Origin of the sequence: Ereboglobus sp. PH5-10 (assembly GCF_029504735.1) — a bacterium.
Classification (GTDB): Bacteria; Verrucomicrobiota; Verrucomicrobiia; order Opitutales; family Opitutaceae; genus Ereboglobus.
Genome location: NZ_JAQFIP010000001.1, coordinates 52,368 through 65,044 on the forward strand (window position 1 = coordinate 52,368; position 12,677 = coordinate 65,044).

At 59.2% G+C, this 12,677-nt stretch carries 13 protein-coding genes; 2 read left to right on the top strand and 11 right to left on the bottom strand.

Going from position 1 to position 12,677, the window contains the following annotated elements; translation table 11 throughout:
* Positions 1–16: 16 nt before the first annotated feature.
* Entirely contained in the window at positions 17–1,087 is a 1,071-nt protein-coding gene (locus M2447_RS00220) for an RluA family pseudouridine synthase (protein WP_277556813.1), read from the bottom strand.
* 89 nt (positions 1,088–1,176) lie between these two features.
* A complete protein-coding gene (locus M2447_RS00225) occupies positions 1,177–2,628 on the bottom strand; it encodes an AAA family ATPase (RefSeq protein WP_277556814.1) in 1,452 nt (483 codons plus the stop codon).
* Between the two features lie 250 nt (positions 2,629–2,878).
* On the opposite strand from M2447_RS00225, the gene M2447_RS00230 reads away from it, so the two are divergent.
* Positions 2,879–3,187 carry an HU family DNA-binding protein gene (locus M2447_RS00230; protein WP_108823761.1) on the top strand — a complete coding sequence of 103 codons (309 nt, stop codon included), beginning with the start codon at positions 2,879–2,881 and terminating at the stop codon, positions 3,185–3,187.
* Between the two features lie 103 nt (positions 3,188–3,290).
* Here M2447_RS00230 and M2447_RS00235 read toward each other — a convergent pair whose 3' ends face one another.
* Complete coding sequence (locus M2447_RS00235) at positions 3,291–3,731, bottom strand: hypothetical protein (RefSeq protein ID WP_277509687.1); 441 nt, start codon at positions 3,729–3,731, stop codon at positions 3,291–3,293.
* 107 nt (positions 3,732–3,838) lie between these two features.
* Positions 3,839–4,261, bottom strand: a complete 423-nt coding sequence (locus M2447_RS00240) for a hypothetical protein (RefSeq protein ID WP_277556816.1) — start codon at positions 4,259–4,261, stop codon at positions 3,839–3,841.
* A 99-nt stretch (positions 4,262–4,360) separates the two neighbouring features.
* Here M2447_RS00240 and rpiB point away from each other — a divergent pair, with 99 nt between their 5' ends.
* Positions 4,361–4,807: a ribose 5-phosphate isomerase B gene (gene rpiB / locus M2447_RS00245; protein ID WP_277509685.1), complete on the top strand. Its 447-nt coding sequence runs from the start codon at positions 4,361–4,363 to the stop codon at positions 4,805–4,807.
* Between the two features lie 79 nt (positions 4,808–4,886).
* Here the strand turns inward: rpiB and M2447_RS00250 are convergent, their stop codons facing one another.
* The 7 genes from M2447_RS00250 to M2447_RS00280 all read right to left on the bottom strand — a co-directional run bounded on the left by M2447_RS00250 (position 4,887) and on the right by M2447_RS00280 (position 12,645).
* A complete protein-coding gene (locus tag M2447_RS00250; RefSeq protein ID WP_277556818.1) occupies positions 4,887–5,486 on the bottom strand; it encodes a hypothetical protein in 600 nt (199 codons plus the stop codon).
* Positions 5,470–6,336, bottom strand: coding sequence for a hypothetical protein (locus M2447_RS00255; RefSeq protein ID WP_277556819.1), 867 nt, complete (start codon positions 6,334–6,336; stop codon positions 5,470–5,472). Before M2447_RS00255 ends, M2447_RS00250 begins: the two co-directional genes overlap by 17 nt.
* Positions 6,337–6,550: 214 nt before the next feature.
* Positions 6,551–7,945: a pyruvate dehydrogenase complex dihydrolipoamide acetyltransferase gene (locus M2447_RS00260; RefSeq protein WP_277556821.1), complete on the bottom strand. Its 1,395-nt coding sequence runs from the start codon at positions 7,943–7,945 to the stop codon at positions 6,551–6,553.
* A gap of 160 nt (positions 7,946–8,105) precedes the next feature.
* The gene (locus M2447_RS00265) at positions 8,106–9,086 is read right to left on the bottom strand and encodes an alpha-ketoacid dehydrogenase subunit beta (RefSeq protein WP_277556822.1); all 981 of its coding nucleotides are present in this window, start codon (positions 9,084–9,086) and stop codon (positions 8,106–8,108) included.
* A gap of 150 nt (positions 9,087–9,236) precedes the next feature.
* On the bottom strand, positions 9,237–10,397 hold the full coding sequence (gene pdhA, locus M2447_RS00270; protein ID WP_192881144.1) for a pyruvate dehydrogenase (acetyl-transferring) E1 component subunit alpha: 1,161 nt from the start codon (positions 10,395–10,397) through the stop codon (positions 9,237–9,239).
* A 216-nt stretch (positions 10,398–10,613) separates the two neighbouring features.
* Positions 10,614–11,504 (bottom strand): hypothetical protein, encoded by an 891-nt coding sequence (locus M2447_RS00275; protein ID WP_277556824.1) that lies wholly within the window; start codon positions 11,502–11,504, stop codon positions 10,614–10,616.
* A 139-nt stretch (positions 11,505–11,643) separates the two neighbouring features.
* Positions 11,644–12,645, bottom strand: coding sequence for a D-2-hydroxyacid dehydrogenase (locus M2447_RS00280; RefSeq protein ID WP_277556826.1), 1,002 nt, complete (start codon positions 12,643–12,645; stop codon positions 11,644–11,646).
* Between the last annotated feature and the right edge of the window lie 32 nt (positions 12,646–12,677).

A 12,677-nucleotide genomic window follows, 5' to 3' on the forward strand; every position in this document is an offset into this window, starting at 1 on the left:
GGTTCGCCCTACCCTGTCAGGCTGTTTTCGTCGCGTTTTTTGCCGCGGTTTTCAGGGCTTTCACCATTGCGGAAAAATCCCTTGGCACGGGGGCGCGAAGGTCGAGGGTTTTGCCGGTGATCGGGTGCGTCACGACCAAATGCTCCGCGTGCAGCATCACGCGCTTGGGTTGCGATTTTTCCGGAACGCGCGCGTCGCGCTTCCAGCCATACACCGCGTCGCCGAGCAAAATATGGCCGAGCGATTTCATGTGCACGCGGATTTGATGCGTGCGGCCCGTGTGAATGGCGCAGCGCACAAGCGCCGCGATTTTGCCGTAGCGTTCCACGACTTCCCAATCCGTGTGCGCGTCGCGTGGGCCGGACTTGCGACGCCCGCCGCCCGCGACCACGGAAGTGTTCTCGTCCTCATCCGCCTCCAAATCGTAGAACTCCGCAATTTTCTCCTCCGGCGCGAGGCTCCGGGCGGAATCCTCGAATGCCATCATTTTGTGCCGTTGCGAAGGATGCCGCCCGATGGCTTTTGTGATGCTGCCGCTCAGGAGCGAAGGCGCGCCGTTCACGAGCGCGAGGTATTCCTTTTGCAACGAACGCGCCGAAAACTGCTCCGCCAGGCCGCGATGCGCCGCGTCGGTTTTGGCGATCACCATCACGCCCGAAGTCTCGCGGTCGAGCCGGTGCACGATGCCGGGGCGCTCCACGCCGCCGATGCCGCTCAACGAGCCTTTGCAGTGCGCGAGCAGCGCGTGCACAAGCGTGTCCTCGCCCGTCGCCGCGCCCGGATGCACAACCATTCCCGCGGCCTTGTTGATCGCGAGCAGGTGCTTGTCCTCATGCAAAACATCGAGCGGGATTTTCACCGGCCTCAATTCCGACGGCCTGGTTTGCGGCATTGAAAACACAATCTCATCGCCGCCGCTCACCGCCGAGTCGCGTGTGAGCGCGACGCCGCCACGCAAAACCAGTCCCGCGTCGAACGCGCGCTGCAACGCCGAGCGGCTGTGCTCGGGAAAGCCGATCGCAAGCGCCTTGTCGGCGCGAATCGAGCGCACTCCCGGCGCGATTGTGTAAGTGTGTTGGGAGGACATCGTGAGAATTAAGACTTGGGAATTAAGCTTTGGGAAATCAGAAAACAAACCGCGCAATTGATGGCGGCCCGCTTCTTAAATCTTAACGCTCAGCTCGTTTTTTTGAACCTTTCCACGACCCAGCGGGAGATCGCCTTGTCTGGGTTTTCGACAACGTCGCGGGTGATGACAAAGCGCTTTGAGCCGTCACCGCCGTCGTCCGCCACAAGGAGCTTCAGCCCATGGTGGAAGTTGTGAAACTTGTCCTCGCACAGCGCGCGGATCGTTTTGTCGGCGGCGAGGCTTTGCTCGATCAGCACATCGACAGCGCCGTCGTCAAAAACCAGCTCGAAGCCGTAATCCGTCTGAAAGCGTTGCGCGAATGCGTTCACGTCGGCGCGAAGCACCTCGTGCTGCTTTTGCGCGTTTTCCCTGAGCAACGAACACAGAACGGCCTCGGGCTCGGCGATGGTTTTTTCGTCAACACGAAAGGCTTTCACGGCGGTCGAGGGCAGCTCGAACTTGAAATTGCGAAACACCCGCTCAAGCACGGTCATCAATCCGCGCGCGCCCGTGTTTTCCTGATACGCCTGCGCGGCGATCTCGCATACAGCGGGTTGTGTGATTTCGAAGTCGATGCCGTAGCCGGCAAAGTCGGCGCGGTATTGCGAAAGGATGCTGCCTTCCGAGGTGACGAGGATCTTTTCCAAATCCGCCGCGGTGAGCGCTTGGCACGCCACGCGCACCGGCAGGCGCCCCACAAACTCCGGCTCCATGCCGTAGTCAATAATGTCGCGCGACTGCGCGAGGCGCAGAAAATCGCTGTCGTGCGTCACATGCGCCCGAGCCGCCGCCACCGCGCCCGCCGCTCCCGCGGCAAACCCGATGCTGCTGCTTTGCACACGGCGCTTGATCTGCTCGGAGAGTTTGTCGAACGCGCCGCTCACGATGAACAGGATGTGCCGCGTGTTGATCGTGCGCTTCCGGCTGCGACCCGTGCGTTGCATTTCCATCATCGCCTGCATTTGCGCGGCGAGGTCGGTCTGGCTGTGCAAGTTGACCTCGGTCTCCTCCATCAGCTTGAGCAGGTTTATCTGCACGCCGCGCCCCGACACATCGCGCCCGCCGCCGCCGGTGATGCTTCCCGACGAGGCGATTTTGTCGATTTCATCGATGTAAACGATGCCGTATTGAGCCAGCTCCACGTCGCCATCGGCGGCTTTCACCAAATCGCGAACCAAATCCTCGACATCACCGCCCACGTAACCTGTTTCAGAAAATTTTGTCGCATCAGCCTTTACGAAAGGAACACCAATCAGCCGCGCGATGCAGCGCATCAGGTAGGTTTTCCCGACGCCGGTCGGCCCGAGCAACAGGATGTTTTGTTTTGCATAATCGATTTCGCGCAAGGACGGGTTCTCGATGCACTGGCGCACATGGTTATAGTGGTCGCAAATGGCCACCGAGAGCACTTTTTTAGCCTCCGCCTGCTGGATCACAAAACGATCCAGATAATCGCGTATCTCGCGAGGCTTCAAGTTGAAGCCTTGAATTCGCTTCAAGGTTTCCTCACGCGCCTCGACCCCCTGATCACCCTCCTCCGGGGATTCCGGATTATTTTCAGATTTCCCTACAAAAAATGTCTTAAACGGGGAACTTTTCATCAGATCGCGAATCTCTTTAGGCAATTGATCCGTTGGCTCTTGTGAATCTTTATCACTCATATCCTAGTAACTCCTGATTAACGTATAATTTAGATTGCAAACCATTTAACCGCAAATAGCTTAAAAATAACTCAACTCATTAATACCTATGCCTTCAAATCTGACCAAACGCGAGATCGTATTGGAAATCTACGAAAAAACCCAATTCCCCCAAAAGGAAATTGTATCAACTGTGCAGATGACGCTTGATATCATCATGAAAGCGCTGGCTGAGGGTCGCAATGTCGAGTTGCGCAACTTCGGTGTGCTGGAGGTGCAACGCCGCAAAGAACGCGTGGGACGCAATCCCAACAAGCCCGAAAACAAGGTCATCATCCCCGAACGCGCCGTTGTTAAGTTCAAGTCTGGAAAAATCCTCAAACAACTCCTTAAAAAGCTCAATGTGAAGGAGCTCTGAGCAATCTGCGGCAGCACAAAAAAATTTCAAACCGGAGCCGGATGCTCCGGTTTTTTTGCGCCCAAATCCCGCCCCGACGGTGCCTCCGAGAATGTTTTTGCGATCAGCGAAGCTGGTTGATCTCCACAACGCGGCCGTCGCGAAATGTCACACGCAGGTAATCGTTAATGGTCGAGGGAGTGCCGTAGTATCCCGACCAGCCGTAATAACCGCCCCAATAACGCGGACGCATCGAATATGGACTGCCCCAGTAACCGTAAAATCCATAATCCGCCGAGGCGTCGTAACCGCGATAGCGCCACGTCACCGTCGTGCCGGTTTTGTCGATTTTTTGGGCGATCTGATCCGGCTCGCCAAGCGCGAGCTTCACCATGTCGGGCGTGAACCCGAGCGCGACGCGCCCCTGCTTGATAAGCTCCTGGTCGGCGGCGGAGATGGAGGCGAACAATTCGGGGTTGTGCTTGATGCGCATGGAGGGCGTCGAGCAGCCCGCGATCACCAATGCCGCGACCGCCAGCGCAAGGGACGTTATCTTGGTTTTCATGTGTATGGCCTTCCTTCTGTTAATTTCGCTAAAAGTGCGGATGCACGTTACGCAATCTATGACGCACGCGACCTGACAATGTTGCAAGCATCAGGGAGGTAAAAAACTCACTTCGCCTGCTCCAGCGAGGTGACTCTGTCGTTTTCAAAAATAACGCGAACCTTGTCGTCGGAACGATCCCCGCCCGTCGAAATCCCAACGCCCGTGCCAACCGAAGTGCGTCCGCCCCCGCCGACGCCGAGCCCAAAGCTAATCGCAGGCGCCTTCGACCTGTAAGCCCATACTTCCGAGTTGCCGCGCTCGGTGGTGCGCGTGTAACGGCGGTCGGGCTCGCCGAGCGCCATCAGAACCATGTCCGGCGTGTAGCCGATATCAACCTTGCCTGCGCGAATGTTGGACTGCACCTCGGCGGGGAAACTGTCAAAAAGCGGCTGGTTTTTCTTGATGCGGCCGGAAGTGGTTGAGCAACCCGCGAAAAGCAGCGCGACAAAAGCAAAAAGCGCGATGGCAATGATGTTTTGGACTTTCATAAAAAATGAACAGGAAGTATGTTTTGCGGTGCCGGGAAAAAGGCTTTTGGGTAAGACAGCCTAATCAACGGCAGGTTCAAACAATTTGCAAACGCATCCATGAAAACATTCCAGATTGCCATTGGTTCCGACCACGCCGGTTTCAAATACAAGGAAACCATCAAAACCATGCTTCTCTCAGCCGGGCACACAGTGCGCGACTTCGGCGCGCATTCGGAGGCGGCGTGCGATTATCCCGACTTTGTCCGCCCGGTGGCCGAGGCGGTTGCGCGCGGCGAATACGAACGCGGCATCGTGCTTGGCGGCTCGGGCAATGGCGAGGCAATCGTCGCGAACCGCGTGAAAGGCATTCGCTGCGGGCTTTGCTGGAACGAACAAGTGGCGATCTGGAATCGCGCGCACAACGACGGCAACGTGCTTTCGATCGGCCAGCGCACGATCAGCGAAGAAGAAGCGCTAAAAATTGTGCGCGTGTGGCTGACCACCGAGTTCGAGGGCGGCCGCCACCTCGCCCGCATCAACAAAATCGACAACCCCGCGGGATGAAGCTCAAGAGCAACGTCAACACCCTCTGCCTTGGACAAATATATCGCGCATGAAACAGCTGCAAAACACGCATCGCGTTTCAGCTGGTTTCGATGGTTTTCATCAATTCGGGCCGCATTTCTTGCAATGCTTTGTGTAACGCCTTGATCAAGGCATTCTGGTATTCGCTATCACTGCCGGTCCATATCAGGCCCGTGACTTGGCCGCGAAAATACCTTGCCGGGATTCCCTCGCGTTCGAGCTTGAGCACGACGACTGCTGACTTGGTCTGGTAAACCTCGTGCAAGTAGGCTTTTGCTATGGAAATCACTGTTTGTCGCGTGTCTCGTTGGCCGGCGGTATCCGTTTGCGCTTCGGAAGAAATATTTTCCTGTTCAGTGATCTGTGCGTTTATGCGCACATCCGCCGTGCTCATGTTCCGCAGTTCAACCGCAACGCGGTCGTCAAGACCGGAGGTGACGACTCTTTTGCGATACACCGAACCGGCGCTGGTTTCATTATAAGGCAGCACGGTTACCGCGACCGAGCGGGCTGCCACGAATGCGGTGCCCACATGCTTTGCTTCCGGCGGCGCCAAGCTGAGTTTGATGGGGTCGTAACTCGCACAGCCGCCACAAACCAGCACTAGGGCGATCCACGCAAAAACCCCGGCATGCTTTTTATTATTCGGCTTGCGCATGGAGACTTCCGTCGGCGAGCCGCACCCACACGCGGCCATTTTCGGTCTTGATGAGCTTGGCGTTCGAGGGAATGCGGGAATTCATGTTGTATATATGCGTCCGGCGCGTTTCGCCCGGGATATCCGAATAATTTTCCCTCGCCGGTTGCGTCACGTCCCAATAGGCAAGCTCGGCGATTTCGTTGCACGCGGTTTGAAGCGCGTTGCGCACATGCACACCGCCGTCCATCGCCCATGCGGCGGCATACTTTTCGCGCGCCTGCTCCGTGCTTTTCACACCGGGAGGAAGCGGCCAAATCGACTGAAATTTATTGCGATACAAAACCGGCACTTCCTGGTCGCCGTATTTCCGAGGTTTGGCCAACGCCGTTAGTTCGGCGGATTTGGCACACACCACGATTTCGACCGGAATCACGGCCTCCGCAAAATCGGGGGAAAGAAGGTGGCGCACAAAAACAACGGCGACCGCATCGGCGGTGGACTCGCTAACAAGCCGCGACAACTCCGGTGCCGCCGTGTTTTTGGAAACGACCACGGAAAGCAGGGACACGCTGGGCGCGTCCGAAAAACGCCGGGCAAAGGCGTCGCTCATTTCGCGGTCAAAGGCATATTCAATCAAGGCGTTACGAACATCGGCGACCGCGGCCTCCGCCTTTTTCGACGAACTGCTGTTGACCGCGGAATCCACTATCGCGCCGATCAAGCCGCCAACGGCAACTCCCGCGCCGGACGGATCTATGCTCGTGCCGATTTCATCTTTTTCGACGGCCACGATTCCGGCTGTATTCGCGAGCTTGCCTTGTGTTTCAGGGGCGAACGCTACACGGTAGGTGCTGGCGCAACCGCTCATAAAGACAACGAACGCTGAGGAAACTGCCACAATAACATTACGGGGGAGTGAGGATTTCATAGGCTGGAAAGAAAAACAACCAACTGAAGAATTTGCAGAGGAAAGCAGACAGTTCGCACACGGTGCATGTTCATGATCGAAACGCAATCATGTTTCGCATCTTGCGCCACGCCGCCGCTCCCTCTGCGAGCAAAGACAACCCGCCGCCGCTCCGTCACACCAGCAGCAGCGCGGGGGCTTCGAGGAGTTGCTTGAGCGCGGCGAGGTATTGCGCGCCGAGGGCGCCGTCCACCACGCGGTGGTCGCAACTGAGCGTGAGCCCCATCGTCTGGCCGATCACGATCTGGCCGTTTTTCACAACGGGTTTTGTCACGGTCGTGCCGACGCCGAGAATCGCCGAGTTAGGCGGGTTGATGATGGGATTGAATTTCGTGATGCCCATCATGCCGAGGTTGCTCACGCAGAACGTGCCGCCGGTGAACTCGGCGGGCGCGAGTTTTTTCTCCTTGGCGCGCTTGCCGAGCGTCTTCGCCTCGGCGCTGATTTGGAAAACGCTTTTGTTGTGCGCGTCGCGGATGACGGGCGTGATGAGGCCATCCTCGATCGCCACGGCAAACGAGACGTGCGCCCCGCCGAAGTAGCGGATTTGCGTGCCTTCCCACGAGGCGTTCACCGCGGGCACGCGGCGGAGCGCCTCGGCGCTGGCCTTGAGGATGAAGTCGTTGACCGAGAGTTTGACGCCCTGCTTTTCGAGCGCGGCGTTGAGTTGCTGGCGCAACACGAGGAGCGGCTCGGCGTCGACTTCGATATCGAGATAAAAATGCGGGATGGTCGTCTTCGCCTCAAGGAGGCGGCGCGCGATGGTGGCGCGCATGTTGCCGACGACGACAGTGCGCTCCTCCTGGATCGGGCCGGTGGAGAATGCGGAATGCGGAGCGCGGAATGCGGAACTGGACGGGCCTCCGGCGGCGGTGGGTGCGGTGGAGGCGGGCGCGAGGAGCGAGGGGTTTTCCGCCGCGGCGATGATGTCGGCGCGCACGATGCGCCCGCCGCGTCCGCTGCCTTGGAGTCGCGTGTAGTCGATGCCTTTTTCGCGGGCAAACTTGCGCGCGAGCGGCGAGATGCGGATGCGTTCGTTGGGGATGCGGGGCGCCTCGGTTTGCGGTTTTGGCGGGGTGGCCGGAACCGGCGCGGGCGCGGCGGGGGCGTCGCTTGCGGCGTCCGGTTTGGGCGGTTCGGCGGGTTGGGGGGCGCAGGCGGCCCGCCCGTGTTCCGAAGACATGGCCGGGTCGGCCATGCCACCCGATCCCACGGGCGAGTCGCCCGTGCCACTCGATCCGGCGGGCGGTTTTGGCGCCTCGACGGTTTCGCCGGGTTTGCCGACGGCGCAAAGCGCCACTCCGATGGGGACTTGCGAGCCTTCGGGGGAGAAAATTTTCAACAGTGTGCCGTCGAAAAAGCTTTCCAGCTCCATCGTGGCTTTGTCGGTTTCGACTTCGGCGAGAATATCCCCGGTTTTGACGGGGTCGCCTTCCTTTTTGAGCCATTTTACCAGCGTGCCCACCGTCATGGTGTCGCTGAGTTTGGGCATGTCGATGATTTGAGCCATGGTGTTACACTTCGCTGAAAATTGAATGCTTAATGTTTAAGGGTTAAGAATGATGAGGCGAGGTATTTATAGTGCGCGCATTGTGTCGGTTTGTGCGCGTTATTTGCCGTCACCCAAGGTAGGTCAATGGCATGAGACGTTTGTGTTTTTTCACCACTGCTCATGAACCCATGGTGGCGAGCGCGGCCTTGAGAATACGTTGGGAGTTGGGCAGTTGCTCGATTTCGGCGGGCGGGCTGTAGATTGCGGGCGCGTCCACGGTGCCGAGGCGCTGGATGGGCGCGTCGAGTTCGTCGAAGGCTTCGTTTTGGATCATGTAGGCGAGTTGCGCGCCGACGCCGCAGAAGGGGCGCTGCTCCTCGACGATGAGGACGCGGTGCGTTTTGCGCACGGAGGCGAGCACGGTGTCGATGTCGAGCGGGCGGATGGTGCGCAGATCGACGATTTCGACGGAGAGGTTGTGCTCTTGCTGGAGTTGTTGCGCGGCGGCGAGCGACTGGATCACGGGGCGTCCGTAGGTGACGATGGTCAGGTCGGTGCCGGCGCGTTTCACGTCGGCATGGCCGAGCGGGATCAGGTATTCCTCGGAGGGGACTTCGCCCTCGAGTCCGTAGAGGATGGTGTTTTCGAGGACAAAGACGGGGTCGTTGTCGCGGATGGCGGATTTGAGGAGGCCTTTCGCGTCGTAGGGCGTGGAGGGCACGACGACTTTCACGCCGGGGTGGTGAGCGAGGATGTTTTCGGGCGTGTGCGAATGGGTCGCGCCGACGTTGGTGCCGCCGTTCGCCGGGCCGCGGATGACAATGGGGCAGTTGATTTGCCCGCCGCTCATGTAGCGGATGTTGGCTGCGTTGTTGAGGATTTGGTCAAACGCGACCGAGTAGAACGACCAGAACATCAGCTCCATGACGGGGCGCACGCCGAGCATGGACGCGCCGACGCCGAGGCCGATGAAGCCGGCTTCGGAGATGGGCGTGTCGACGATGCGCTTGGGGCCGAACTTTTCGAGGAGACCCTCGGTGACCTTGTAGGCGCCGTGGAACTGGCCGACTTCCTCGCCGAGAATGACGACGTTTTCGTCGCGCGTGAGTTCCTCGGCCATAGCGTGGCGGAGCGCTTCGCGGTAAGTGATTAAAGGCATGGTGTGGTGAAGGTGATTTTAGTTTTTGAAAGTGATTTGGTTCACCACGGAGACACGGAGGAGCACGGAGTTCGGAAGAGTTTTTCTTCCACGGTTTTCTCTGTTTTGGCTCCGTGTTTCTCCGTGTCTCCGTGGTGAATTGAGTGGATTCTAATTAAAGAACAATCTTCCTCCGCTCGTGCGCTGAGACGGATTGTCGGCTTCCCAATAAACGTCCTTCTGGATGTCTTCGGGAGTCGGGAAGGGACTGGCCTCGGCAAAGTCGGCGGCGAAATCGGCCTCGGAGCGGGCCTCGGTGTCGATTTTCTCGATGAGCTCGTCGGTGAGCGCGCCCTCGGATTGGAGGATCGCGCGGAAGAGGTTGATCGGGTCTTTTGTGCGCTGGTAATCCTCGATTTCGGTTTTGCTGCGGTAGGTTTTGTCGGGGTCGGCGACGGAGTGGCCGCGATAGCGATACGTCATGATCTCGACGAGCGCGGGTTTCGATTCCTCGCGCGCGCGGCGGAGGAGCGGCTCCATTTTTGCGCGGACATCGTAGAGGTCGTGGCCGTCGATGATCTCCCATTTCATGTCGTAACCGGCGGCGCGCGTGGCGAGTTCGCCGGCGGAGGAGCGCGCCTGCGAGGTGCCCATCGAGTAGCCGTTGTTTTCAATGACAAAAACGACCGGCAGGCTCCAGAGCGAGGCGAGGTTGTAGGCTTCGTGGACGGCGCCCTGGTTCACCGCGCCGTCGCCCATGAACGCCATCGCGGCGCCCTTGAGCCCCTTGTATTTGAGCGCGTAGGCGAGGCCGGCGCCGAGCGGAACCTGGCCGCCGACGATGCCGTGGCCGCCCCAGAAATTGCGCGCCGGATCGAAGTAGTGCATCGAGCCGCCCTTCCCTTTCGAGCAGCCGGTGACCTTGCCGTAGAGCTCGGCCATGAGCGCCTTCGTGTCCATGCCGACGGCGATGGCGTGGCCGTGGTCGCGGTAGGCGGTGATCACGTGGTCGTCCTTGCCCATGAGCGAACAGCAACCGACCGCGACCGCCTCCTGCCCGATGTAGAGGTGGAGAAACCCGCCGATTTTTTTCGCCTGATACGCGCGAAGCGAACGCTCCTCGAAGCGGCGGATGCGGACGAGTTTGCGGTAAAGCTCAACCTTCTCGTCGGCGGAAAGCGCGGTGTTGACGGGCGAGGAGTGCGAGGGATTGGGGCCGGACGCTGCGGGTTTTGGCGCGGCGGCGGGGGCCGCGTTTGCTCCGCCCGTCTTGGCGGCGGACGTCGTCTTTTTCGCGGCGGCGGCTGTTTTGTCGGTGGATTTTTTGCTCACGGTAATAAGTGCGAATGACTCTTGGGTGCGGACTCTGTTGCTCAAGGAAAATATCCACGGCGGATATGCCCGATGCACCCAACATGCATTTCAAACGACTTTTGTCAAAAGCTGGAGATCACCGCAAAACCACGCCGTCACTCCCGCCGGACAATATAACCTATCAGCACCAAAATCCATCACGCCCCGTGCGGGTCAACACACGGGGCACATGATTCAATTGCCACTCGTCACAGCATTGTGCGGATAGTCGTCGCCCAAGGATTCCAGGGGCATTTTCATCCATTTGCCGCGGACTTTCACCACGACTGCGCCGATGTCGGTGTCGTAGAAGATTGAGCCGTCGGGAGCCTTTTTGATGGCCTCTTTTTTCACCCACTTTAGCTCCTCCTTGTAGGCCTCGCCGCTGCGCGCGTGCCTGTAATCCGCGTCGTTTTCATAGTCGGCGCGCGAATGGGTTTTGTTGAACTCCTCGGCGATGGCGGCGCGCTCGGCCTTGGTGGGAAAGGTGTCGCGCAAATCACCAGTCCCGATGCTGGCGAGGCTAAACAGGTTTTGCATCTCCACGTTTCCATAAAAAATCGCCCGGTCGCGGCCAAAAAGAAAACTGTGATAGGGCACGTCGGAACCGATCCTGAACCAGTTGTAGGCCTTGAGCCCCTGCCCGTAGCCGGCGGCGTAATAATACATTTCGGCGACCGGCAGCCCCTCCTCGATGTGCTTGTTCAGGATCATCGTTATGCGCGAGCGGCAGTCCTTGGCGTAGCCCTCGAAGACGTGCAGTCCCCAGCGCTTTTTGAAGGTGTTTTCGCCGCGCACGACGAGTGTCGAATCGGTCGAGATTGTTGCGTTGAACATGAACGGCAGCGGCACTTTGCCCGACTTCATGCCGTAGGCGATGGCCCTGTCCTTCCAGCCCTCCCAGTTCGGGTTTATAAAGGAATCAAATGTCATGGGCGCCAGCGCGGGGGCGCGGATTTCACCGCGATTGCCTTCGGTCGCCGACGATTCGGTTTGCGCGGTCACGCCAACGGAATCGCCCCTGGCGACAAACGACAAACATGAGAACGCCGCGACAAGGGCGATTAGGGTAATATTCTTTTTCATATGGTGTTTTATGGGCTGTTTTTGCAAAGGGTGGCACAGGCATTCATTCCTGTTTGCGTGAAGCAAAACCCATTATTCACGGCACACGCAAGATTCTCCGCGCCACTTTCTTCAAGTGCCGCCCTGTTTTTTTATTCACCTATACAATGCGGTCGATCATGCCCCCGCCCTTTTGGCGTGTCCACGCGGCAAGATTTTCCAGAAAGTGACGCACGATGGCGGCGTCCTGGTCGCGGCGTCCTCCGGCGGTGTGCGGGGTGATGTAACAATTGCGCGCCGTCCAAAGCGGATCGGCGGGCGGCAGCGGCTCGGTCTCGAAAACGTCGAGGTAGGCGGCGGCAAGCCTGCCCGATTCGAGCGCCTCGACGAGCGCGCGGTGATCGACCGTCGTGCCGCGCCCGATGTTATAAAACTTGGCGCCGGGTTTGCAGCAGGAGAGTCGGCGGGCGTTGACGTAGTTGCGCGTGGTTTCGTTGTCGGAGAGAAGATTCACGATGTGATCGGCCCCGGCGAGCGCGGCGCTGACGCGATCCTCGGGAATGATGTGCACGCCGGGCTCGCTGATGGCGCGACGGCGGACGGCGACGATCCGCATGCCGAAGGGCGCGAGCAACTCCGTGAGGCGGCGCGCGATCGTTCCGTAACCGAGCATGAACACGGTCTCGCCGTTGAGGAGGCGCGAATCATAACGACGCTCGGAATAGTGCCACGACTGGTCGGTCAACTGGTCGCGATGCGAAGGGAGCAACTGGCGCGCAAACGCGAGCATCATGGCGAGCACATGCTGCGCGCACGGCTCGGCAAAAACTTGCGACGCGTTTGTGAACGCGCCGGCGCGGGCGCGGATCGCGTCTTGAAAATCCTCGCGGTCGTAACGCGTGTAGCCGGCCGTGGTGACCTCGATCCAGCGCAGCGCGGGCAGCGACATGCACTGCGCCACATCCGGCTGGCCGAGCGCGATGTCGGCATCGTCGAGAGCCGGGTCGGGCTTGCCGGCGTCGAGAACGGAGGCGGATGAAAATGCGGAGAACACAAGCCGGTGCCCAAGCGCGCCCACCCCTTCCCCAAGTTGACGCGCGACATCGTCGGAAAATTTTGCGTTGCACCAGATCGTGAGCGGTTTGGGTGATGGCGAAGACATGTGTGAATGAAGAAAAATGGTGAATGGTGAAA

Excerpts from the sequence above, each read along its gene's own strand:
- M2447_RS00220 (WP_277556813.1), bottom strand. The coding sequence starts at position 1,087 with ATGTCCTCCCAACACACTTACACAATCGCGCCGGGAGTGCGCTCGATT.
- M2447_RS00230 (WP_108823761.1), top strand. The coding sequence starts at position 2,879 with ATGCCTTCAAATCTGACCAAACGCGAGATCGTATTGGAAATCTACGAA.
- M2447_RS00235 (WP_277509687.1), bottom strand. The coding sequence starts at position 3,731 with ATGAAAACCAAGATAACGTCCCTTGCGCTGGCGGTCGCGGCATTGGTG.
- M2447_RS00240 (WP_277556816.1), bottom strand. The coding sequence starts at position 4,261 with ATGAAAGTCCAAAACATCATTGCCATCGCGCTTTTTGCTTTTGTCGCG.
- rpiB (WP_277509685.1), top strand. The coding sequence starts at position 4,361 with ATGAAAACATTCCAGATTGCCATTGGTTCCGACCACGCCGGTTTCAAA.
- M2447_RS00250 (WP_277556818.1), bottom strand. The coding sequence starts at position 5,486 with ATGCGCAAGCCGAATAATAAAAAGCATGCCGGGGTTTTTGCGTGGATC.
- M2447_RS00255 (WP_277556819.1), bottom strand. The coding sequence starts at position 6,336 with ATGAGCGGTTGCGCCAGCACCTACCGTGTAGCGTTCGCCCCTGAAACA.
- M2447_RS00260 (WP_277556821.1), bottom strand. The coding sequence starts at position 7,945 with ATGGCTCAAATCATCGACATGCCCAAACTCAGCGACACCATGACGGTG.
- M2447_RS00265 (WP_277556822.1), bottom strand. The coding sequence starts at position 9,086 with ATGCCTTTAATCACTTACCGCGAAGCGCTCCGCCACGCTATGGCCGAG.
- M2447_RS00275 (WP_277556824.1), bottom strand. The coding sequence starts at position 11,504 with ATGAAAAAGAATATTACCCTAATCGCCCTTGTCGCGGCGTTCTCATGT.
- M2447_RS00280 (WP_277556826.1), bottom strand. The coding sequence starts at position 12,645 with ATGTCTTCGCCATCACCCAAACCGCTCACGATCTGGTGCAACGCAAAA.